19 protein-coding genes are annotated in these 22,260 nt (G+C 41.2%); 11 read left to right on the plus strand and 8 right to left on the minus strand.

The window, feature by feature from the left end:
* Positions 1–38: 38 nt before the first annotated feature.
* Entirely contained in the window at positions 39–902 is an 864-nt protein-coding gene (locus tag HMPREF9074_RS05550; RefSeq protein WP_009389281.1) for a sigma-70 family RNA polymerase sigma factor, read from the plus strand.
* An 87-nt stretch (positions 903–989) separates the two neighbouring features.
* The gene (gene recJ / locus HMPREF9074_RS05555) at positions 990–2,687 is read left to right on the plus strand and encodes a single-stranded-DNA-specific exonuclease RecJ (RefSeq protein WP_009389280.1); all 1,698 of its coding nucleotides are present in this window, start codon (positions 990–992) and stop codon (positions 2,685–2,687) included.
* Here the strand turns inward: recJ and HMPREF9074_RS05560 are convergent.
* The 4 genes from HMPREF9074_RS05560 to HMPREF9074_RS05575 all read right to left on the minus strand — a co-directional run bounded on the left by HMPREF9074_RS05560 (position 2,677) and on the right by HMPREF9074_RS05575 (position 6,836).
* Positions 2,677–3,342: a uroporphyrinogen-III synthase gene (locus HMPREF9074_RS05560; RefSeq protein WP_009389279.1), complete on the minus strand. Its 666-nt coding sequence runs from the start codon at positions 3,340–3,342 to the stop codon at positions 2,677–2,679. The two genes, recJ and HMPREF9074_RS05560, sit on opposite strands and share 11 nt — an antisense overlap.
* Positions 3,343–3,408: 66 nt before the next feature.
* A complete protein-coding gene (locus tag HMPREF9074_RS05565) occupies positions 3,409–4,953 on the minus strand; it encodes an Rne/Rng family ribonuclease (protein WP_009389278.1) in 1,545 nt (514 codons plus the stop codon).
* 193 nt (positions 4,954–5,146) lie between these two features.
* Positions 5,147–5,437, minus strand: a complete 291-nt coding sequence (locus HMPREF9074_RS05570; RefSeq protein WP_009389277.1) for an HU family DNA-binding protein — start codon at positions 5,435–5,437, stop codon at positions 5,147–5,149.
* 166 nt (positions 5,438–5,603) lie between these two features.
* Positions 5,604–6,836 (minus strand): 3-phosphoshikimate 1-carboxyvinyltransferase, encoded by a 1,233-nt coding sequence (locus tag HMPREF9074_RS05575; protein WP_009389276.1) that lies wholly within the window; start codon positions 6,834–6,836, stop codon positions 5,604–5,606.
* A gap of 927 nt (positions 6,837–7,763) precedes the next feature.
* Between HMPREF9074_RS05575 and HMPREF9074_RS05580 the strand changes: the two genes are divergently transcribed.
* The 5 genes from HMPREF9074_RS05580 (at position 7,764) to nhaD (ending at position 14,324) form a co-directional block, all read left to right on the plus strand.
* Positions 7,764–9,161: a sigma-54-dependent transcriptional regulator gene (locus tag HMPREF9074_RS05580; RefSeq protein ID WP_009389275.1), complete on the plus strand. Its 1,398-nt coding sequence runs from the start codon at positions 7,764–7,766 to the stop codon at positions 9,159–9,161.
* A 124-nt stretch (positions 9,162–9,285) separates the two neighbouring features.
* Positions 9,286–9,459, plus strand: coding sequence for a hypothetical protein (locus HMPREF9074_RS12350; protein WP_196774065.1), 174 nt, complete (start codon positions 9,286–9,288; stop codon positions 9,457–9,459).
* 2 nt (positions 9,460–9,461) lie between these two features.
* Positions 9,462–9,929: a hypothetical protein gene (locus tag HMPREF9074_RS05590; protein WP_034539936.1), complete on the plus strand. Its 468-nt coding sequence runs from the start codon at positions 9,462–9,464 to the stop codon at positions 9,927–9,929.
* Entirely contained in the window at positions 9,926–12,838 is a 2,913-nt protein-coding gene (locus HMPREF9074_RS05595; protein ID WP_009389272.1) for a glycoside hydrolase family 3 N-terminal domain-containing protein, read from the plus strand. The genes HMPREF9074_RS05590 and HMPREF9074_RS05595 overlap by 4 nt, the downstream gene beginning before the upstream one ends.
* A gap of 157 nt (positions 12,839–12,995) precedes the next feature.
* A complete protein-coding gene (gene nhaD, locus HMPREF9074_RS05600) occupies positions 12,996–14,324 on the plus strand; it encodes a sodium:proton antiporter NhaD (protein ID WP_009389271.1) in 1,329 nt (442 codons plus the stop codon).
* A 79-nt stretch (positions 14,325–14,403) separates the two neighbouring features.
* Here the strand turns inward: nhaD and HMPREF9074_RS05605 are convergent, their stop codons facing one another.
* Complete coding sequence (locus HMPREF9074_RS05605) at positions 14,404–15,336, minus strand: peptidylprolyl isomerase (protein WP_009389270.1); 933 nt, start codon at positions 15,334–15,336, stop codon at positions 14,404–14,406.
* A gap of 105 nt (positions 15,337–15,441) precedes the next feature.
* Here HMPREF9074_RS05605 and HMPREF9074_RS05610 point away from each other — a divergent pair, with 105 nt between their 5' ends.
* From HMPREF9074_RS05610 to HMPREF9074_RS05625, 4 genes are read left to right on the plus strand one after another with little or no spacing between them, the layout of a single operon-like run.
* Positions 15,442–17,898 carry an SLBB domain-containing protein gene (locus tag HMPREF9074_RS05610; RefSeq protein ID WP_009389269.1) on the plus strand — a complete coding sequence of 819 codons (2,457 nt, stop codon included), beginning with the start codon at positions 15,442–15,444 and terminating at the stop codon, positions 17,896–17,898.
* A 3-nt stretch (positions 17,899–17,901) separates the two neighbouring features.
* Positions 17,902–18,957: a Wzz/FepE/Etk N-terminal domain-containing protein gene (locus HMPREF9074_RS05615; RefSeq protein WP_009389268.1), complete on the plus strand. Its 1,056-nt coding sequence runs from the start codon at positions 17,902–17,904 to the stop codon at positions 18,955–18,957.
* Positions 18,957–19,589 carry an HAD family hydrolase gene (locus HMPREF9074_RS05620; RefSeq protein WP_009389267.1) on the plus strand — a complete coding sequence of 211 codons (633 nt, stop codon included), beginning with the start codon at positions 18,957–18,959 and terminating at the stop codon, positions 19,587–19,589. The genes HMPREF9074_RS05615 and HMPREF9074_RS05620 overlap by 1 nt, the downstream gene beginning before the upstream one ends.
* On the plus strand, positions 19,586–19,990 hold the full coding sequence (locus tag HMPREF9074_RS05625; RefSeq protein WP_369700495.1) for a pyruvate carboxyltransferase: 405 nt from the start codon (positions 19,586–19,588) through the stop codon (positions 19,988–19,990). The genes HMPREF9074_RS05620 and HMPREF9074_RS05625 overlap by 4 nt, the downstream gene beginning before the upstream one ends.
* On the opposite strand, the gene HMPREF9074_RS05630 is transcribed toward HMPREF9074_RS05625, so the two are convergent.
* From HMPREF9074_RS05630 to HMPREF9074_RS05640, 3 genes are all read right to left on the minus strand, one after another.
* The gene (locus HMPREF9074_RS05630) at positions 19,987–21,258 is read right to left on the minus strand and encodes a DUF2851 family protein (protein ID WP_009389265.1); all 1,272 of its coding nucleotides are present in this window, start codon (positions 21,256–21,258) and stop codon (positions 19,987–19,989) included. The genes HMPREF9074_RS05625 and HMPREF9074_RS05630 overlap by 4 nt on opposite strands.
* Positions 21,255–21,815: a phosphatase PAP2 family protein gene (locus tag HMPREF9074_RS05635; RefSeq protein ID WP_009389264.1), complete on the minus strand. Its 561-nt coding sequence runs from the start codon at positions 21,813–21,815 to the stop codon at positions 21,255–21,257. Before HMPREF9074_RS05635 ends, HMPREF9074_RS05630 begins: the two co-directional genes overlap by 4 nt.
* Positions 21,816–21,837: 22 nt before the next feature.
* Positions 21,838–22,260 (minus strand): DbpA RNA binding domain-containing protein (locus HMPREF9074_RS05640; RefSeq protein ID WP_034539939.1); only part of this gene is annotated, 423 nt, incomplete at its 5' end.

Genomic DNA, 22,260 nt, shown 5'->3' on the forward strand with positions numbered 1-22,260 from the left:
ACTGAACAAGAAAAGACAAAATTAAGGATATTTTCTGAATGAGACAACTAAAAATTACCAAACAGGTTACGAACCGCGAAACGGCCTCTCTTGATAAGTACCTACAAGAGATAGGGCGCGTTGATTTAATCACCGCTGACGAAGAGGTAGAATTGGCACAACGTATCAAAGAGGGCGATGTAGCTGCCTTAGAAAAACTGACCAAAGCCAACCTGCGCTTCGTAGTATCAGTAGCCAAACAGTATCAAAACCAAGGGCTTACCCTACCCGACCTCATCAACGAGGGCAATTTGGGGCTTATAAAGGCTGCCCAACGTTTTGACGAAACACGAGGCTTTAAGTTTATATCGTATGCCGTATGGTGGATTCGGCAGTCTATATTGCAAGCCTTAGCCGAGCAATCGCGTATAGTACGCTTGCCTCTAAACAAAATTGGCTCTATCAATAAGATTAACAAGATGTACGCCTATTTAGAGCAAGCCAACGAGCGTGTACCATCGGCTGAAGAGATTGCCCGCGAGCTTGATATGTCAGTAAATGATGTGAAAGAATCGATGAAAAACTCAGGTCGCCATATATCTATGGACGCTCCTTTGGTAGAAGGCGAAGATTCAAACCTTTACGACGTAATCCGAAGCAACGAGTCGCCTAACCCCGACAAAGAGCTTATCCTTGCCTCATTGCGCACCGAGATTGAGCGTGCCCTCGAGACCCTCACCCCTCGTGAAGCCGACGTAATTAGGTTATACTTTGGCTTAGGCGACCAGCACGCAATGACCCTTGAGGAAATAGGCGAAACTTTCGACCTTACCCGCGAACGTGTACGCCAGATAAAAGAAAAAGCTATCCGTCGCCTCAAACACACTTCGCGAAGCAAAATACTAAAAACATACTTAGGATAACAAGACAATTTGCCAATTTGCCGATTTGACAATGAAACATTTGACAAATCGGCAAATTAGCAAATTGACAAATCGGCAAATTAAAAAATGAATTATATTTGGGAACCAAAACTACTACCTTCAGAAGCTATTATTGAAAAACTCAGACGAGAACTCCATTTGAGCCAAACCACCGCTACCCTATTAGCCCAGCGCGGTATCACTACTTATGATGAGGCAATGCACTTCTTCAGCCCCAGCTTAGCCTCTCTGCACGACCCTTTTCTGATGAAAGATATGCACAAGGCAGTTGCGCGTCTGAGCAAAGCTATCAATACTCAAGAAAAAATACTTATTTATGGCGATTATGATGTAGATGGCACCTCAGCCGTATCGCTGTTGTACCGCTATCTCAGCAATCATACCTCTCTGCTTTACACCTACATACCCGACCGCTATACCGAAGGTTATGGCATTTCGTTTCAGGGGATAGACTACGCTGCCAGCAAGGGTTGTAGCCTTATCATTGCCCTCGACTGTGGCATCAAAGCTATTGATAAGGTGCAGTATGCCACCGATAAAGGTATCGACTTTATTATCGGCGACCACCATCGCCCCGATGCGCAAGTGCCTGACGCCGTGGCTATACTCAATCCCCAACAAGCCGATTGCCCCTATCCTTACAAAGAGCTCTGCGGCTGTGGTATAGGCTTCAAGTTAGTGCAAGCCTACCAACAACATTTATCACGTCCTTTTGAAGAAATACGCCCTTTGTTAGACTTGGTAGCGATTGCCACTGCTGCCGACATAGTAGCGATGAATGGCGAAAATCGCACCCTTACCTACTTCGGTTTAGAGGTGATAAACCAGCAACCTTCAGCAGGAGTCGATGCACTCTTAGGTGAAAATCAAAAAAGGGTAGGTATTGGTGATGTAGTGTTTAAGGCAGCACCTCGCATCAATGCTGCAGGACGGATAGAGCACGGCAAATACGCAGTAGCCCTACTGACTGAAACCGACAGCCACAAGGCAAAAGAAAAAGCCTACGAGATTGAATTGCTAAATAGCGAACGGAAAGAATTAGACAGCAGTATTACCCAAGAGGCTTTGGCTCAGATAGAAGAAAACGGAGAGCAAAACCGCTATAGTACTGTAGTATTCAACCCCCACTGGCATAAGGGGGTCATTGGTATTGTAGCCTCGCGCCTGATAGAAACCTATTATCGCCCTACTTTAGTCTTCACCCAAAGTGGCGACAAATATGCTGCATCGGCGCGCTCTATTACAGGGTTTGACATCTACGATGCTTTAGAGCAATGTAGCGAGTATCTCGAGCAATTTGGCGGACACACCTATGCCGCAGGGCTCACGCTCTTGCCTGAGCAATACCCAGACTTCAAAGAAGCTTTTGAGCAAGTAGTAGTGCAAAAGTTAGCTAATTTGCCTCGCGACCCTAAAATCTGCTATGATACCCAGCTACCACTGAGCAAGATAACCGAAAAGCTAATAGGGGTACTCAAACGCTTTGAGCCTTTTGGGCCTAACAATCTACCTCCTCTTTTCTATGCTGACAATGTAATTGATACGGGGTTTGCTAAAGCTATTGGGAAAGATGAAAAGCACCTAAAGCTCAACCTACGCGAGGTTGGCTGCCCTCACTACTTCGGGGCTGTAGCCTTCGATTTAGCTGACCGATTGCCCATAGTAGAATCGGGGCGCCCTTTCAGCATTATCTACTCTATAGAAGAAAACATATGGAATGGTATTATACGCCCTCAGTTGCGCATACACGACATTAAGGGATAAGTGATGCTACTACTGCCTGTAGCACTCCGTCTACAGTAGGCTCTGTAGCAACTATTACTGATGCCCAATGCGGAGTAGCTGCCTGCGCCGTAGTAGTCCCTATGCAATACACCTGCTCTGCTGCTGTTGTATGAGTGGATAGGTAACTCTGCACCCCCGAAGGACTGAAAAACAGAATCGCATCTACTGGTTCTGCAAGAGTTATAGGGGTAAAGACCGTATCATAAACGGTAATCTCTGCAACTTGTAGCTTTTCAGAGGCGAAGAAATCAGGGAGGGTGTTGAGGCGGTGCATACCTGCAAAAAAAGCAATGCGTCCCCCTTGATAGCGCGATAAGTCGTTGCGCATATAGGCTACCAAATCGGTAGCATAGTCGGCAGCATAGCATACCTTAAACCTCTTTGATTGTAGCAGTTGCTGTGTTTTGACGCCCACACAAAGTACAGGCGTAGAGAGCAACTCTTGCCACTGCGGGTGTGCTAATACACTCTGCACCCCATTCTGACTAGTGAAAATAAGCCATTCATAAGGCAACGAAAGCGCAAAAGGTAGCGGAGGCGTAGCAATAAAATTATGCTGCACCAGCGTAAAGCCTAATGCTTGTAGGCGCTGTTGCTGGGCAGAGGTAAGGCATTTGGTAGATAAAATTTTCATATATAAAAGATATAAAAAAAGAAATCGGTGTGCAACTATGAGGGTAGTAGCACACCGATTAAATTTTTAAAGAGGGGTTCCTTCATTAGTTTTAAAACGATATTCTAAGTAAGAATAGGCATCGCGGGGCAGTATCTTTATCCACCGCTTGTATTTCAGAAACCATTTAAAACGAATAGAGTTTAGGAATCCTTTGGTCAAATAAGCTGCTATAAAAGGGTGTGCATTGAGCACAATACGCCCTTTGTAAGCATCCTCCTTAATAATGCTTTCAAGTTCTATGTTGATTTTATCAATAAGAACAATAGGGGCTTCAATTTCGCCCTCTTTGCTTGGGTTCTCTTCTTTAGTTTTGATGTTCAGCTCTTGGCGTACGCGTTGCCGAGTGATTTGTATAAGCCCGAACTTACTTGGGGGCAGTATTTTGTGTTTGGCACGGTCTTCAGCCATTTCATCGCGAAGATGGTCAAACAATATACGGCGGTTATCGCTGCTTGCCATATCAATAAAATCAACTACTATGATACCCCCCATATCGCGGAGGCGCAGTTGGCGTGCTATCTCGGTAGCAGCAATTAGGTTTACAGATAAGGCTGTAGTTTCTTGGTCGTTATTTTTGTTAGAGTGATTTCCACTATTTACGTCGATTACGTGTAGGGCTTCGGTGTGCTCTATGACTAAGTAAGCCCCTTTGGGCATTGATACGGTACGACCGAAAGCCGTCTTTATCTGACGTTCAATATGAAACTTCTCAAAAATAGGTACCGATGAGCGGTATAATTTTACGATGCTTTCTTTTTCAGGTGCTATCTCTTGCACATACTTCTTTATCTGCTCGTACAGCTGTTCGTTATCTACGTGTATGCCTGTAAAAGTATCGTTGAACAAGTCGCGGAGTATGGCACCTGTTCTGTTCACTTCGCTCATCACCTTAGAGGGATAAACCGCTTTTTGAATTTTTCTGCACATCAAAACCCAGCGATTGAAGAGAGACTGTAAATCCTTGTCTAATTCGGCTACTTTTTTCCCTTCGGCTACCGTGCGCACTATTACGCCAAAGCCTTTAGGCTTAATGCTTTGCAAGAGTTTTCGCAAACGTTCTTTTTCGGATTTGCTCTCTATCTTCTGCGAGATAGAAATACGGTCAGAAAAAGGTACGAGTACTAAATACCTACCCGCTATAGAGAGTTCAGAACTGATACGAGGACCTTTGGTAGAGATAGGCTCTTTGACTATCTGCACCAATATGGGCTGATTAGGTTTGAGAGTATCGGCTACCGAGCCATTCTTATCGATATCTGGTTCAAGAGGGAAGTCTTTTAGGGAAAAATCTTTTAATTTCCCTGAGATAACCCACTTGATGAACTTAAGTAAAGAAGCTAACTGAGGGCCTAAGTCGTGGTAATGTAGGAAGGCATCTTTTTCGTGCCCCACATTAACGAAAGCCGCATTGAGCCCTTGTATAGGCTTGCGCACTTTGGCTAACATTATGTCGCCCACACCCAGACCGTTAGTATCTTCTTCTTTGTGAAGCTCTATCAGCCTACCGTCTCTGAGCAAAGCAAAATCTACGTAAGAGGAGCCAGAACGGATAATTAATTCTTTTTCCACTTTGTTGGATTTTTAGTTAATAATTCAATGAACAATTTAGGGTTGTTTTTAAGCAAGAAAAAGTAGTTAAAAACTACTTTTTCTTTTTGTGGCGATTAGCTCTCGCTCTTTTTTTGCGTTTGTGGTTAGCCACTTTATGTCTTTTTCTTTTTTTTCCGCTTGGCATAACTTTATTATTTTTATATGATTAATATTAATTTACTTTTACATTGTCTTTCACAGTGTCTACAAATACCTTAGCTGGCTTAAAGGCAGGAATGTTGTGAGCAGGTATTTTTAAGGTAGTATTTTTAGAAATATTACGCCCTGTTTTTTCGGCTCTTGTTTTGATTATAAAACTGCCGAAACCTCTCAAATACACGTTTTGTCCATCTTTTAAAGAGTTAATCACTTCATCCATAAAGTTTTCAACGATTAACTGAACTTCGTTTTTGTCAAGACCTGATTTGTCGGAAATCTTTGATACAATTTCTGCTTTTGTCATCTTTGTTATTTTTATATATGAATATTCATCTTCGTATTTGTGGGCGCAAAGATACAAATTAAATATTTAATAAACACTATGTTAGCAGATTTTTTTTAGCTTTTATTTATCTCCTTTCTTTCAAAAAGATAACAAAATGCTGATTATCAGATTTTTATAACTTTTATCACTTTTCTTCATCTTCTACTGTTAGCTGGGCTACATCTTGCCAAAAAGTTGGATATGACTTAGTTACCACCTCTTTATCAAGTATTACGAGTGGGGTGAGAAGCATCAGCGGGGCAAACGCCATCGCCATACGATGGTCATTATAAGTAGCCACTTGCACTCCGCTATTCAAACTACGACAAGGAGGAAATTGCAGACTGTCGCTGGTGATGGTTACCTCCGCACCAAACTTGCTCAACTCGGTTTGTAGGGCTGTGAGGCGGTCGGTTTCTTTTATACTTAGGGTGTGTAAGCCTGAGAGCGCACAGCCTATCCCCAAGCCTAAGCAGGTAACCGCAAGGGTTTGGGCTATGTCGGGGGTAGCATTGAGGTCGGCCGTAAAGCTGTCCGTTTGAGGGGCTGACACCTTAGTAAGCGTGAGGGTCGTATCACTAAGGGTAGTGGTAACCCCCAGCGCGCGATACAGCTGCTGTAGTGCGCTATCGCCTTGCAGACTCGGTTGCTTAAAGTCGCGGAGTGAGAGGGTGGTGCCTACAGGCGAAAGGGCTACAAAACTATACCAATAGGAAGCTGAAGACCAATCTGACTCTACTTGCCAATGATAGTTCTGTAGGCTATCGGCAGGGGTGATGCGTATCTCGTTACCGCTGAAATGTACGTGCTCAGCACCAATGCAATAGGACAACAGGTCGAGGGTCATCTGTAGGTAGGGTAAAGAGGTGATACTACCGGTGAGCTCTAAATGAAGTCCGTTGGGGAGCGTGGGTGCAATGAGGAGCAAGGCAGAACTGTACTGGCTGCTGACATTGCCCTGCAAGCTGACATGGCTACCGTTTAGTTCTTTCCCCTTGATGCGCAGCGGTGAAAAGCCTTCTTTTTCTGTATAGGTGATATCAGCCCCAAGCGAGCGCAGAGCATCGACTAATAGGGCTATGGGTCGCTGGTGCATACGCTCTGAGCCCATCAGCAGGACATCAGCTCCTAACTGTGCTGCAAAATAGGCTGTAAGGAAACGCATAGCCGTACCGGCGTGATGCACATCTATCAGCGGTGTGCAAGAATACAATGCTTTTAGGAGTAGGCGAGTGTCATCGGCTGTAGAGAGGTTGCTAATAGAGAGTTCGGGGTACAGCGCTTGCAAGAGTAGCGCTCTATTGCTTTCGGATTTGGAGCCTGACAGCTGTAGTGACTGCCCTGAACGCAGTGAGGATTTAGAAAGGGAAATGTCCATTTTTAGTCGTTAGTGATTAGTGGTTAGTCGTTAGTCGTTAGTTGTTAGTAATTAGTCGCTAGTCGTTAGTTGTTAGCCGTTAGTGTATGGCATAATCTCTACTTATTTTTGGCAAAGATACAAAATATTTTTGAATTTTGATGTTTTTCTATGTTTGGAAGGTTTATTAGATGTTTATACTTCGTTAATCGTTCGCTAACTGTTCGCTCTTCCTGTATCCTTCCTATATCGATTGTATAGGGTAAGCGTAGAGAGAATAATTTTCTAAACATTCAAGAAAAAGCAAAAAAATTAGGAATATGGGAAATCTAGTGTAACCTGTAACGTGTAATTACACACCTTTTACACATTTATTAACATAGTTATTAACAGGCTATCGACAAGTTATTAACGGATTATCTATTTGATTATAAAGACATTGAAGTATTTATTAACGGGTAATGATAAGTTTGGCACAGTTTTTTCAAAGTATATAGCGTAAGTTAGAAGATTAAACATTTATAATTTATTAGTGCATACTTATAATATGAATGGTGGCTCTTTCAGCATATACAAGAAATTGGTTAAGAAATTAAATTACTGAAAAAAATTGCTAAAAGAAACATTGTTAGATAAGAATCATTAAAACGAAGTTGTTGAAAAAAATTAAATTCATTTTGTTGTTGGGAAACAACTTTTCATTGAGAAACATTGCTAAAATTTAATTGCTAAACAGCTATCATTCATTGAGCTAACAAAATTGGGAGTTAGTAGTAGTATTTATATTATATGCATTGAAAAAAGTTCCCTTGTGATAAGGGGACTTTTTTTTTGAGTAAAAAGTGTAATTATTTCAAAATAAAATTGTATTTTTGCACACTTTTTGAATTTTGAATTCTGAATTATTGTAACAAAAGCAAATATTAATTATATAGATTTAGAAAACGTATGAAAACCCCCATTCTATTAGTAGAAGATGATGTAGTATTTTCAAAAATGCTTAGCCGCTTTTTGGAACGCAACGGATATGATGTGATTGGGTGCTATAGTTTAGAAGAGGCCGAGAAGAACTTGACCCCTGCTATTAAAATGATATTTACCGACCTAAGGCTACCCGATGGTGATGGTATCAACTTTCTAAAGCAGGTGAAAGATATTTTCCCTAACTTGCCCGTGGTGGTTATGACCAGCTACGCCGAGGTTTCGACTGCTGTAGAAGCGATGAAACTCGGTGCTTTTGACTATATCTCTAAACCCTTTCAGCAGGAAGATGTGCTTAATGTGATAAAAAATGCCCAAAATACAGTATTTTCTACCCCTAAGCCTGAAACTGTAGAGACTGCTGCTCCTTTGAGCAAAACTGACCATAGCAGTCCGGCGAAAATGGTGAAAGCCCCTAAGGTGACGGAAGAAAATCCGTTTATAGAGGGAGTAAGTCCCGCGTCTAAAAAGCTGAGCAAGTTTATCAACTTGGTGGCTCCGACCGATATGTCGGTGCTCATTATGGGCGAAAGCGGTACAGGTAAAGAGGTGGTAGCAAAGCTGATACACCTAAAAAGCGAGCGCCGCAACAAGCCTTTTATAGCAGTAGACTGCGGAGCCATACCTAAAGAAATAGCTTCGAGTGAGTTTTTCGGACACGTAAAAGGTTCGTTTACAGGGGCTATCACCGATAAAAAAGGACATTTTGAAGAAGCTAATGGCGGTACAATCTTCCTTGATGAGGTGGGTAACCTTAGCTATGAGAACCAAATACAGTTGCTACGCGCCCTACAAGAGCGCCGTATCAAACCTATTGGTAGTTCAAAAGAAATAGAGGTAGACATCAGAGTATTAGCGGCTACTAATGAGGACTTATTGGAGGCGGTGAACAAAGGTGATTTTCGCGAGGATTTATACCACCGCTTAAATGAGTTCGCTATAAAAGTGCCATCGCTAAGCGAGCGCAAAGACGACTTGATGATATTTGCTTCGTATTTCTTAGAGATAACTAATGAAAAGCTACACAAAAACGTGCAAGGCTTTACCGAAAGAGCTGTTCAGAAGATGTTGAACTACAATTGGGGTGGTAACCTACGCGAGTTATCGAATGTAGTGAAGCGCGCTACACTGCTCACCACTACTGATTATATCAGCGAAAATGAGTTGCCAGACTTTGTGATGAGCGAGACACGCCACTTCCCTACTGAACGTTTTTCGTTTTCGACCAAAGAGAATGAGCGCGAACTGATCATTGGAGCGCTACACGAAACAAACAACAATAAGACTGAAGCGGCTAAACTGCTGGGCTTCACCCGTAAAACCCTTTATAACAAGCTGAAAGCGTATAACATAGAGGAGTTTTAGGCGATTTGCCAATTTACTAATTTGACAATTAGATGATTAAGAAAAGTTTTTAATTGTTAATATATTTTCTATGAGAGTTAGGGGCTGGACTCCTAACTCTCTATTAATTAAATATGAAAAACGTATGGAGAAGAAACAAGAAGTAGTGGTGCTACGCCAATCGGACAACGCCACGCAAGTAATGATAAAGAACCCCAGTGAGAAACTATTAGCTTTTATGGAACAAATAGCAGAAAGGTCTAAAAAGCTAAAAGAGGAAATTATGCAAATGGAATTTAAAGAATACAAAAGAATTTGACATTGGGCTTAGATATTAAAATACCTTTTGAAAGTGAAAAAGGTAACCAATATGTTTTGCTTTTTTCTATTTATCAACCTCTTTCAAATATAACTATACCAGTAGTAGAAGTAAGTTTGAGTTTGAAAAAACAGACTTATTCTACTAACTCGATGAAAGTTTTCAATCATATTATTGAAGAAATACGTCAATATTTATCTGAAAGAGATGTTATACTTTATTATTATTGCGATAATTCGCCAATATATTACCGAAATAATGATAAGCGGCATTTCTTTTCGCCTCAACACTTTAGGAATGAGCTTTTTTATGCTTTATTTGAAAAAGCAAAACCTAAAAACTTATTGATTAAAAGCTCTGTTATTATGAATGAACCTATAGGCAACCATTATATTAACTTTATTTATAAACCTGAACATCAACAATACATCAATATCCTTAGTAAAGAATTAGAAGAATATCAAAAATGAAAAAACAACACTTACTTATAGCAGTTTGTTGGGTATTAACCACAATTATCGGAAGGGCTCAAAGTCCGCTGGTGATGACTAACAAAGCTAAAGAACAAGAACAATGGGTGGAAAACACTTATAAACAAATGACTTTAGACGAAAAAATAGGTCAATTGTTTATGGTATCGCTGTTTTCAAGCCATATCGGTACTAAAAGAGCTGAAGAAGTAAAAGATTGGATTAAAAAATATTATATAGGCGGTATCATATTCTCGAAAGGAGGCCCGAAAAGACAGGTGAAACTCACTAATGAGTATCAACCTCTCTCTAAAATTCCTCTTTTTATGGCTATGGATGCCGAATGGGGTCTGGCTATGCGCCTAGACTCTACTTTCGCCTACCCTTGGAATATGACAATGGGGGCTGTAAAAGACAATAGCCTGATAGAACGCGCAGGCAAACGCATCGGGCAGCACTGCAAACAAATAGGAATGCAGTTTAACTTTGCACCAGACATCGACATCAATACTAATCCGGAGAACCCTATTATAGGTAACCGCTCGTTTGGTGAAGACAAAGAGAATGTAGCCCAAAAAGGACTTGCTTTTACCCGAGGAATGCAGTCGGTAGGCGTGCTGGGCAGTGCTAAGCACTTCCCTGGACACGGCGATACAGCGAAAGATTCGCATAAAACACTACCTACTATCAACTTTACGGCTAACCGCTTGGAAGAAGTAGAACTCTACCCTTTTAGAGCCCTTTCTAAAAGCGTAGCGAGCGTGATGGTAGGTCACCTAAACGTGCCTGCCTTAGAACCTAAAAACGGTTTACCCTCATCGCTTTCTAAAACGATTATCACCGATTTGCTAAAGAAAAAAATGGGGTATGAGGGGCTTATCTTTACCGATGCGCTCGGAATGAAAGGCGTATCGGAATACCTACCTATAGGCGAGGTAGAAGTAGAGGCTTTTTTAGCTGGAAACGATATACTACTGATGCCGAGCAATCTGCCTAAAGGCTTTGAGGCGATGAAAAAAGCCTACCAAAGCAAGCGCATTAGCGAGGAGCGTTTAGCCCACTCGGTAAAGAAAATACTAATGGCTAAATACAAAGTAGGGCTGACCACCTTCACCCCTATAGATGAGTCAACTGTGAGCAAAGAGCTGCACACAACTGAAGATGACCTACTGACTGAAGCTATTTTTGAAAACGCACTGACAGTAGCCCAAAACAAGAGTCAGATTATACCGCTAAAGCAGTTAGACAAACAGAAAATAGCTTATGTGAAATTTGGCAATGACAGCGGTTGGACTTTCTACAGCACCCTAAAGAAATACGCTGATGTAGCCCTTATAGAACCTAAAAATGAAGCACAACTATACGAGGCTATAGAACCCTACACCACTATAATCATCGGGTTGCACAAACCAGACAAAACTCCGTGGGACGCTTATAACTTCAGTGAAAATGAACTAAAATGGTTAGAGCATATCGCTAAGAAAAAGAAGACTATACTGACTGTATTTACACGTCCTTACGCTATGCTCAATGTGAAGCACATACACCCATTGGAGGGTATTGTATTTGCGTATCAGAACCATAAAGTAGCCCAAGAAAAAACGGCTCAGTTGCTCTTCGGGGCGATAGAAGGGAAAGGTATACTGCCTGTGTCTGCCCACCCTGACCTACCGGTAGGCACCTCGGTAGAAACCCCTAAAATAGGGCGTTTAGCCTACGGACTGCCTGAGAGTGTGGGACTTAGTTCGGATAAGCTCAAGACCATAGACAGCATAGCCCAAGAGGCCATCGACCAAAAGATGACCCCCGGAATGCAAATATTGGTAGCCAAAAAAGGGAAGATAGTCTATCGGAAAAACTTCGGTACCTTAGACTACAACCCTGCACACAAAGTAAATGACCATACGATATACGACCTTGCTTCGCTGACGAAAATACTGGCTACCCTGCCCGAACTGATGCGGCTGTACACCAAAGGGGATTTTAGGCCTAATGACACTTTTGAGGATTTGCTGCCGAGGCTAAAAGATACTAACAAGGGAGGGATGACAATGAAGGAGGTGCTCTCGCACTACGCACAGTTTCAGTCGTGGATACCGTTTTTCAACCAAACCCTTGACAAGAACAAAAAGCCATTGCCAGAATTTTATAGTACTACCGCCAGCGATTCCTTCCCTACCCAAGTAGCGAAGGATTTGTATTTAAGAGAAGGGTTTACGGATAGTATTTACAAGCGTATAGACGACAGCAATCTGATAAAAGATAAGAAGTATCTGTACAGCGACCTGCCGTACTACTATTTTAAACTTTTTATAGAGAAGAAAACTAAAAAGCCCCTGCAAGAGGCGGTACAAAAGCATTTTTACCGAGAATTGGGGGCTTATCAGCTGACTTACCTACCTTTGGAGCGCTTCCCGATAACAAATATAGCTCCTGCTGAAGATGAAAAGACTTTTAGAGGGCAGGAGTTACGCGGCTATGTGCACGACCAAGGAGCTGCCTTGCTCGGCGGTGTAGGTGGACACGCGGGACTCTTTGGCACTGCTGACGATGTGGCTAAGATAATGCAAATGTACCTACAAAAAGGGTATTATGGCGGCACGTGGTATTTGCAACCGCAAGCTATACAGCTATTTAACACTTGTAACTATTGCACTGAAGGGAACAGACGCGGCTTAGGTTTTGACAAACCTCAATTAGGCAAGGCTGGGCCTACCTGCGGCTGTGTGCCAATGGAAAGCTTTGGGCATACGGGTTTTACGGGTACCTTTGCTTGGGCAGACCCTATAAACGAAATAGTAGTGGTCTTCCTCTCTAACCGGACTTACCCTTCGGCTGAAAACAAATTGTTGATAAACAAATTGATAAGACAGCGAGTACAAGAAGTGGTGTATAAAGCTGGGCTTTAGTCGCTAGTCGTTAGTGGTTAGTCGCTAGTCGTTAGAAAGCGACAATGATCTAACGACTAGCGACTAACTACTAAAATATAAATCAAAAAATATTTGGAAAGTAATAAAAAGATTTTGTATATTTGCGGCGTTAAATTTTAATAAAAAAATAGTATATATGGAATCTTGGATTATTGCCATCTTTTTTATTGGTTATTTTTGTATTACTACTGAACATCAGATTAGAGTAGACAAAACAATTTCGGCTTTGGCTATGGCCGTGATATGCTGGACGATACTAAAAGTATCAAACATTGATGTAATGCATATTATGAATGGCGAGCTCTTCCCTGTAAGTAATACGCCCGAAGGTAACGCCTCTGCTATAGATGCTGCTCTACAACACAACTTGGCTGAAACTGCCGAAATCCTTTTCTTCTTAATCGGCGCGATGACCATTGTAGAGGTGATTGATATGCACCGCGGTTTTGAAATTATCAAACGTATTATCCGCACTAAAAGCAAGGTAAAACTGCTGTGGATTATCGGTCTTATCGCGTTCTTCTTATCAGCTATCATTGATAACCTTACTACTACTATTATCCTTATAACTATCGTACGCAAACTTATCCCTGACCAAAAAGAGCGCATTTGGTATGCATCGCTTATCGTAATTGCGGCTAATGCTGGTGGTGCGTGGTCGCCTATTGGAGACGTAACTACTACTATGCTATGGGTGAAAAACAAAGTAAGTGCGGCTAAATTAGTAGAATATGTACTTATCCCTTCAACTATATGCTTAATAGTACCGCTACTTATCGCTTCTTTCTTGCCTGTATTCAGAGGTCATTTAAATACTGAAAACAACCAAGAAGGGGTGACCTATAAAAGTAGTACTCCAGTACTAGTGATAGGTATTATCGCTATTATCTTTGTACCTATTTTCAAATCAATTACACACCTTCCTCCTTATATGGGTATGCTTTTCGCTTTGGCTACTATGTGGTTTGTGGGTGAAAAACTTAAACCTAAAGAACTAAATGAAGAAGATGAAGAGAAATTTGGTATACACCGCGCCCTTAGCCGTATAGAGTTTTCGAGTATCTTATTCTTCTTAGGAATACTATTGGCAGTTGCCTCACTACAAACTATCGGTACGCTATTTAACTTTGCACAAAACCTTAATAGCGCTATCCCAAGCAAAAACATAGTAGTACTTCTGTTAGGATTTGCTTCGGCAGTAATTGACAACGTACCATTGGTGGCGGCAAGTATGGGTATGTTCCAAGAAGGATTAGACAACGGTATTTGGCACTTTATTGCTTACTCAGCTGGAACAGGAGGTAGCTTGCTGATTATCGGTTCGGCAGCAGGTGTAGTAGCAATGGGTATGGAAAAAATAAGTTTCTTCTGGTACGCTAAAAATATCCTTTGGATGGCATTATTAGGCTTCGTATTAGGTTACCTAACCTTAGTAGCCTTTGAAGCAATGCACGTGTTTGGATAAAAGACGAGAGACAAGAGACAAATAAAAAAAGTCGGTTAAGTTATGAGCTTAACCGACTTTTTATTTGTTATTGTTAGTATTAGTTTACTTTTACTAATTCGACATCGAAGATAAGAGGAGCGTGAGGAGGGATAACTCCGCCAGCACCAGAAGCTCCGTAAGCAAGCTCTGAAGGAATAACTAAGCGCGCTTTGTCGCCCTCGTGAAGGAGAAGGATACCTTCGTCCCAGCCCTCAATTACTTGTCCCACGCCCACTGTAAAACTAAGTGGCTGTTGGCGACGGTAAGAGCTATCGAACACCGTTTTATCGAGTAGCATACCGGTATAGTGCACTGCTACCTTTTGTCCGGCTTGCGCTTTTTTGCCATTACCGTGTTGTGTGATTTGATAGTACAAACCGCTTTCGGTCTTATCGAATCCTGCTGTTTCTTTAGCAAAAGCCTCTTCGTTTTGGCGTTTTTGCTCTGCAAGGCGCGCTGCTTTTGTTTCTTCTAACGATTGGAAAGCACGAACGGCATCCCACTGTTGTGCCTCCTCGCCTACTCTGATGATTTCTATTTTTTCGATAGTATCGCCCTGTGCTACGGCATCGACTACTGATTGTCCTTCTATCACTTCACCAAAAACTGTATGCTTGCCGTCGAGCCAAGGCGTAGGTACGTGAGTGATAAAAAACTGACTGCCATTGGTGCCAGGACCTGCATTTGCCATTGAAATCACGCCAGGTTTATTGTGCTTAAGTTCAGGGTGAAACTCATCATCGAAGCGATAGCCAGGTTCGCCGGTGCCTGTGCCAAGAGGGCAGCCCCCTTGAATCATAAAGTTAGGAATGACACGGTGAAAGGTAAGTCCGTCATAATAAGGTACTCCGAGTGGTTTTTGGCTGTTTTTCATCTTGCCTTCGGCTAAGGCTACGAAATTACCCACCGTAGCAGGCGTTTTATCATACGTAAGGCGCAGTAAAATAACCCCTTTAGGAGTTGTTATTTTAGCATAAATTCCGTTTTGCATTTTGTTTTGAGTTAAAATTAAAGTGCAAAGATAATAATTATTAATTTATTAATTGCTAATTATCAATTGTTTTGTATCTTTGCACCCTAAAAGTATTTATAAGAAATGTTGAGACTCAGAATCTTTTTAGTATGTTTTTTCATCGGGGTAGCAAGCCTTAGCGCGCAAGTAGGCAATACCAACAATGTAGATGTTACATCGGTGAATGTAGACAACCTGACTGATACCCAGCTACAAACTGCTTGGGCTCGCGCACAAGCACAAGGGTATAGCATTGACCAATTTGTGGCTATGGCACGTGCACGTGGTATGCAAGAAGCTCAAGCTATGAAGCTAAGACAACGCCTTATGCAGTTAGGTAGTGCTACCAAAAGCACCACTAAGGGAACTAGCAGCACAGACAAAATGCGTAAACCTGCCGAGGAAGAAGATATATTCGGCTACAGCGGTAACGAACCTAAAGAAAAAACGCCTCAACCTGAGAAAGACAAGGAAATATTCGGGATGGATTTCTTCAAAAATCCGAAGATTTCATTTACTCCTAACCTAAATATGGCTACCCCTGAAAACTACCAAGTAGGTCCTGGTGACGAACTATTAGTAGAAGTATGGGGCGCTACTGAAGGTAATTTCAAACAAAAAGTAGATGCTGAAGGTAACATCTTCTTAAACGGAGTAGGACGCATACACGTAGCAGGTCTCTCTTTTTCGGAAGTAAAAGCGAAAATAAATTCTTTCTTAAAGCGTATCTATTCTGGTATTTCTGCTCCCGATGGTAGTTATGCTAAAATATATACTGGCGTGACTATCACCCAAGTGCGCACTGTGAAAGTGAACATCATAGGCGAAGTAATGGTACCAGGTACCTACTCGCTCAGTTCGCTCTCTACTGTACTTAACGCTCTCTATGCTTGTGGAGGGCCTTCAGAAAGTGGGTCGTTTAGGGAAATTAGTTTAGTGCGTGGAGGTAAGAAAATAGCTAACTTTGATATTTATGATTTTCTTATCAATGGCTCTGAAAAAGGCAATTTAGGCTTGCAAGACCAAGACGTAATTATTGTACCCCCCTACAAAAACCGCGTATGGGTAGAAGGTCAAGTGAAACGTAAAGGTTTTTACGAAATGTTAAACTCTGAGACATTGGCTAACTTAGTAAGTTTCTTTGGAGGTTTTACCTCTGATGCTTTTACTAATACCTTAGTGCTTGAACGCATCAAAGAGGCTAAACGTGAGGTGAAAGAGATAAATTTTAGCGAAATATCAAAGCTGAAAATGCAAAACGGCGACCGGTTAAAAGTACACGCTATTACAAATGAATACCAAAACCGTCTAAGTATAGGAGGTGCTGTTTATCAGCCTGGGGTATACGAATACAAAGAAGGTATGACTGCCCTCGACCTGCTAAACCGTGCTAATGGAGTAAAGAAAGATGCCTCATTAAACAGAGGTCTTATCTTTCGCACAGAGAACCGCGTAGATTATCAAACACTGAGTTTCTCAGTAAAAGATTTGATTGAAAATAAACACAACATTACGCTGAAAGACAACGATAGCTTGTATATATTCTACAAAGATTCGTTGCAATTTAAACGATTCGTAAAAGTAGAAGGGGCTGTAAACAAACCTAGAGAGCTGTCTTATATGGAAAATATGACAGTAGAAGACGCGATTTCGCTAGCTGGAGGTCTTTCTAATGGGGCTGACCCTTCAGTGATAGAAGTTTTTAGAGAAACAAATGATGGTAACTTTGAAAAACTAAGTCAAGCGTTTAAAGTTTCGTCTAACAATGAACTGAAATCTGAAGGAGAAGCAATGGTACTGCAACCTAACGATGTGGTTTCTGTACGATATATAAAAGGATTTACTCCCTTACAAACAGTGTCAGTAATGGGTGAAGTGCTATACCCAGGTGTATACAGCATTCAGTCTAAAAATGAACACATTTCGGATTTATTAGAGCGTGTAGGTGGATTTACGCCTTTTGCCTATAAGGAAGGGGCTACCCTTGTGCGTAAAAAGACAGAAGAAGGAGAAATTCAACAAGAAGATTTCTTAGATGAGCTCATCTCCCAAGAAAGTACAACTGATGAGAGCTCTAAATCACTTAAAAAAGTAGCTAAGAAAACAAATGAATACCGTATAGGTATAGATATAAGTAAAATACTCAAGCACAAGCACAGCAAATACGACCTATTACTCAACGAGGGCGATATGTTGCTTATACCTTCAGAAAGGCAAACGGTAGAAATACGGGGTGAAGTATTAGCTCCCTCAATGGTACGCTTCCAGAAAGGACAATCACTGCGCCAGTACATAGACCAAGCAGGAGGATTTTCTAATAGAGCTAAAAAACGTTCGATATATGTACTATATGCTAATGGAAGTATCAAATCTACACGCACCTCTCTTTTCTTTAAAAACTACCCTGAATTAGCTCCTGGAGCGATTATCATTGTGCCGTCAAAACCAGAAAAGAAAGAAATGAGTACCGGAGAAACCATAGGTATCATCTCCGCAATTACCACTATGGGAGTTCTAATTTATAATGTAATTACAAAATAATATATGGAAAACAATACTACCATAAAAGAAGACGAAATTGATTTGATAGCCCTCATACAGAAAGTATGGAAGTCGCGAAAATCAATAGCTTTGTTTACACTGATATTCTTAGTTATAGGAATATTAGCAGCTCTGTTTGCTTCTAAAGAATATACTGCTTCTACTCTTATGATACCTCAAACCTCTGACAATAAAGCTGGTGGAGGACTTAGTGGGTTGGCTGCTATGGCAGGTATTAGCTTAGGAGGTGGTGGTAGTGATGCTGTACCGTTGACTACCTATACTAAAATCATTGAGAGTATTCCTTTTAAGAAGAAACTAATACAGACTCCTCTTACCTTTAAAGACCTTCCCAAGAACATTACTTATGAGGAATATATGAAGAAGTATACAAAACCTAGTCTTTTAGGTCGTGTGATGGGTATATTCAAAAGTAGTACACCACCAGCTGAACCCAAAATGAGCGATAGCCTAACCGTAACAGCTATTAGTAATGAAGAGAGAGGCATATTAAATAGCATTGACAATAACATCAAGTTAGACCTTAATGAAAAAGAAGGGTATATTACTCTCTCATATATTATGCCTGAAGCAGTACCTGCTGCCCAAATGCTGCAAAGTGCCCAAAAACTACTACAAGAGACTGTTACTGAATTTAAGCTACAAAAAGCTAAAGAAGAATATGACTTTGTGCAAAAACGCTGTACTGAAGCCGAACAAGACTTCAAAGCTAAACAGTATGCAGTAGCTCAGTTTCAAGATCGCAACCGCGACCTATTTAGCAACTTACCCCAAACCCGTTTACAACAATTACAAGCTGAATATAACCTCGCAGCTAATGTATATACCGAGTTAGCTAAACAATTAGAAGCTAAACGTATCAAGCTAAAAGAAGACCAGCCTATTTTCACCGTTATTGAGCCTGTAAGCGTGCCAAACGCTCCTTCTAAACCAAAGCGTATGATGATTATAGCTATCTGGACATTCGTAGGTTTGGTAATAGGTATTGGTAATGTCTTCTTAAAAGATTTTAGAAAACAACTAAAAGAAGCTGCTTAATGACACACATTATCTTTGATATGGATGGGGTGCTCTTAGATAGTGAGCCTATGCACCAACAGGTGATTTATGAAGTATTTCAGCTTAAAAATATCCCTTTGGATAGAGACTATATACAGACCCTCACGGGTATGTCGGCTTTCCCTATGTGGCAAAAGATAAAACAGGATGCTCAGAGAGTTGAAACCGTCGAAGAATTAGTACAGTTTCATAAAGATTACTTCTTTCAGAAGTTACCAGAGTTACACGTAGCTCCAGTACCTCACGTCAAAGAAGTATTAGCTCAGTTTAAGTCAGAGAGGAAGCACCTGTCATTAGCCTCTTCTTCTGGTAGAAAACTTATAGAGATTTTCACTGAGCAGGTAGGTATTAAACACTATTTTGAAGTGATTATGAGCGGTGATGATGTGAAGTACAGCAAACCTAATCCCGAGATATTCCTAAAAGTAGCCGAATGGTATGCCCTACCCCCTACACAATTTACCGTAATAGAAGATAGCACCAATGGTGTAAAAGCTGCTAAAAGTGCTGGTATGCATTGCATAGGCTTCCAAAATCCTCTCTCTGGAGGTCAAAACTTACAAGAAGCTGACCATATAATCCACTCGATGAACGAACTTTTAACCCGATAATGACTCAAGAAATACAAATTATAGAATGCGCTTTTACAGCCAATAAAGATTACCTACAATCTTTGTTGGCTGTTGGCTTTTATGCCATTGCCGTACAAGAAGACATCCAACAAATAAGTAATCAATTAGACTTCAGCAATACTCAAACTAAAATAATCAGACTGAAGGAGGACGATGAGGTAGCTATTAAAAAACTATACACCGAAAAGGATTGGTACTCTTCATTACAAGCAGACTACGAAGCTGGAAAACGGCAGTTCTATAGTGCTATTAGGGGTATAGGCGGTTACTTACCTACCGAAAAACTCCTTACGTATTGCCAAGCCAAGCACCTCTTGACAGGGATTAATCTTTTAGCTTTCGAGAGTGCTTACAACGTAGCCTTAGCATTATCTCGCTAAGATTTCTTCCGTAGCAAAGCTACCCCTATTGCGCAATCTAAACAACGTTTGCCTTTGCAATATTGCTTGTGTTGCTGCAACAATACCTGCGAATCAAAAGCCGTCTCTACCTTGGCGCCTAAGTGCTGAAAGGCATCTACCACTCCATTACGCTCTGCAGGTAGTCCCTTTATAGTTTTTATCAATGTTTCTGTTATGTCTTTACCTAAAGTCTTATAATAGAAATACTGAATAGGTACCACTACATTTATCAATAGCAGTTGTAGCAAAGTAGCACTTATAGGCTTCTTCACCTTAGGAGATACCTTATGAAAAGTGTAATGCGTCTCCCAAAAATCCGATACACCTACCTTAAACAAGGCTAAAAGACTATGTAAATCCGTTATCTCTAAGATTTTAGAAAAGAGACTTTCGCGCTGCTCATACACTTGTGCTAACTGCGATAGTCGTATAGTGGGGAAACTCTGAGGGCGCAAACCTTTAAAGTTAATTATTGCAGTGATATCTTGAAGATTATATTTCTGCTTCAAATAAGCATAATGTTGCTGCAAATCCTTTATATAAGTATGTTCTCCTTCTTCTGGCAGTAGGTTAGCGCGCCCTAAAAACAATGCTTCTAAATGCAAAGGGTGACTACATTCCTTGCGAATAATCGAAAAATCTAACTGCCTACCTATCTCTAAAAAAGCCTCTCCGTTTACAACCCCTCCAAAATACTTCAACAGAAGAAGAAATAACACTTTCTCCCAATCCCATTGGGCTTCTTGCCATACTTCTGCTATAAAAGCTGACTTTTCTTCCAATCGTTCTACAAAAAGCCGCTCATTCCAAGACAATAATGTCATCTCTGGGGTCGATTTATAGTCCTTTTCACACGGAATGAACTCATAAGGCGCCCCTAATGACGTTTGATAACGACTGAGCAGCTCTGGTGCTATCACATTCTTAAGTTCTAAGGTAGGTATAGGCTGATTATTAGCGTCAAACACCTCTATATCGTGCTCCCAAACCACGTGAAGTATTACATTGCGATAGGCAGGATCTTGCTGATGCCCGTGTGCATACCAATGCGAGGACTTCAGATGCATCTCTACATTGCCCGCCCATTGTTGCCCGTCTATCAGCAACTTTGCATTGAAAAAGTCTGCTCCTGAAAGGGTATTATATTGCCCAAACGACAGTATTTCAAGCATTTCGCCTGTACTAAGTTGGCAACTGAGAGGTACCTTTTTGTATTTCCAAAGATAATGCAAGAAATCTTCTTTCATAGCATTTTCTTTTCAAGCCAAAGAAAAAGTCGGTAGTATAACAAACTCAACAAAGCGCCTATAGTCAAGCCTACCAACACATCTCCAGGGAAGTGCACCCCTAAGTAAATACGGCTATAGCTAACCACTAACGACCAGCATAGCAAAAAAGGAGTGATATACCTTAGGCGTTCTTTCAGTAGCTTGCTGAAAAAGACCGCTACAGCCATTGTATTGCTAGCGTGCGCCGAGAAAAAACCATACTTGCCTCCGCAAATTACCATTCGCATACGGTCTATGAGGGTCTCATCGTGGCAGGGGCGCAACCGCTGAAAGCCGTGCTTAAATATATTAGCTAATTGGTCGGTAGTAGCCACTACTAAGGCAATACACACCAATATCAGCAGTACCTTCTTCCAATGAAAATACTTACAGCACAAATACAACAGAAAAGCATAGAGCGGAATAGAGGCAAGCTCATTGGTAATCACCAACCACACCGCATCGGCTTCTGTACTGCCCATCTGGTTCAGATAGCATAGCCATTCTTTGTCTTTTTCAATGATATAGTCTAACATCGCAATAGTTGGTTAGTAAGGTTTATTTTCGTTTTTTCTTTTTCTTGAAAGCCTGTTCAAAAGCCTCTACAGTCTTCTGTTTACGACTTTTCTTCTCGCCTTTCTTTTCACCTTTCTTCTTATCTTCTCCTTTTCTCCTACTTTCGCCGCCTTTTTTATCGCCTCGTGAACGCCCTGCTCCTTTGTCAGAAATCTCTACATTGATAAACCTGCCGTCCATTCTAAAATCAGCAAAGGTACTCATCACTAAGTCCGCTTGGTCTGCTTCGGTATTAAAGAAAGAGAAGCTATTTTTTACATCTACTTTGAAGACATCATCTCTTCCTAAGTTGAGCGTAGCCTTCAGAAAGTCCTTAAGCGTCTTCCAATCATAACCATCGCGCTCACCTATATTGATGAAGTAACGCACCTCACCGCTATCGCCTCCTTTTCTGCTCTCTTTTGC

The organism is Capnocytophaga sp. oral taxon 329 str. F0087 (assembly GCF_000213295.2).
Classification (GTDB): domain Bacteria; phylum Bacteroidota; class Bacteroidia; order Flavobacteriales; family Flavobacteriaceae; genus Capnocytophaga; species Capnocytophaga leadbetteri_A.

What these genes read in the sequence shown, in the direction of transcription:
- HMPREF9074_RS05610 (WP_009389269.1), top strand. Translation starts at nt 15,442, where the DNA reads ATGTTGAGACTCAGAATCTTTTTAGTATGTTTTTTCATCGGGGTAGCA.
- HMPREF9074_RS12350 (WP_196774065.1), top strand. Translation starts at nt 9,286, where the DNA reads ATGGAGAAGAAACAAGAAGTAGTGGTGCTACGCCAATCGGACAACGCC.
- HMPREF9074_RS05635 (WP_009389264.1), bottom strand. Translation starts at nt 21,815, where the DNA reads ATGTTAGACTATATCATTGAAAAAGACAAAGAATGGCTATGCTATCTG.
- HMPREF9074_RS05605 (WP_009389270.1), bottom strand. Translation starts at nt 15,336, where the DNA reads ATGCAAAACGGAATTTATGCTAAAATAACAACTCCTAAAGGGGTTATT.
- HMPREF9074_RS05550 (WP_009389281.1), top strand. Translation starts at nt 39, where the DNA reads ATGAGACAACTAAAAATTACCAAACAGGTTACGAACCGCGAAACGGCC.
- recJ (WP_009389280.1), top strand. Translation starts at nt 990, where the DNA reads ATGAATTATATTTGGGAACCAAAACTACTACCTTCAGAAGCTATTATT.
- HMPREF9074_RS05595 (WP_009389272.1), top strand. Translation starts at nt 9,926, where the DNA reads ATGAAAAAACAACACTTACTTATAGCAGTTTGTTGGGTATTAACCACA.
- HMPREF9074_RS05575 (WP_009389276.1), bottom strand. Translation starts at nt 6,836, where the DNA reads ATGGACATTTCCCTTTCTAAATCCTCACTGCGTTCAGGGCAGTCACTA.
- HMPREF9074_RS05630 (WP_009389265.1), bottom strand. Translation starts at nt 21,258, where the DNA reads ATGAAAGAAGATTTCTTGCATTATCTTTGGAAATACAAAAAGGTACCT.
- nhaD (WP_009389271.1), top strand. Translation starts at nt 12,996, where the DNA reads ATGGAATCTTGGATTATTGCCATCTTTTTTATTGGTTATTTTTGTATT.
- HMPREF9074_RS05615 (WP_009389268.1), top strand. Translation starts at nt 17,902, where the DNA reads ATGGAAAACAATACTACCATAAAAGAAGACGAAATTGATTTGATAGCC.
- HMPREF9074_RS05620 (WP_009389267.1), top strand. Translation starts at nt 18,957, where the DNA reads ATGACACACATTATCTTTGATATGGATGGGGTGCTCTTAGATAGTGAG.
- HMPREF9074_RS05580 (WP_009389275.1), top strand. Translation starts at nt 7,764, where the DNA reads ATGAAAACCCCCATTCTATTAGTAGAAGATGATGTAGTATTTTCAAAA.
- HMPREF9074_RS05560 (WP_009389279.1), bottom strand. Translation starts at nt 3,342, where the DNA reads ATGAAAATTTTATCTACCAAATGCCTTACCTCTGCCCAGCAACAGCGC.
- HMPREF9074_RS05570 (WP_009389277.1), bottom strand. Translation starts at nt 5,437, where the DNA reads ATGACAAAAGCAGAAATTGTATCAAAGATTTCCGACAAATCAGGTCTT.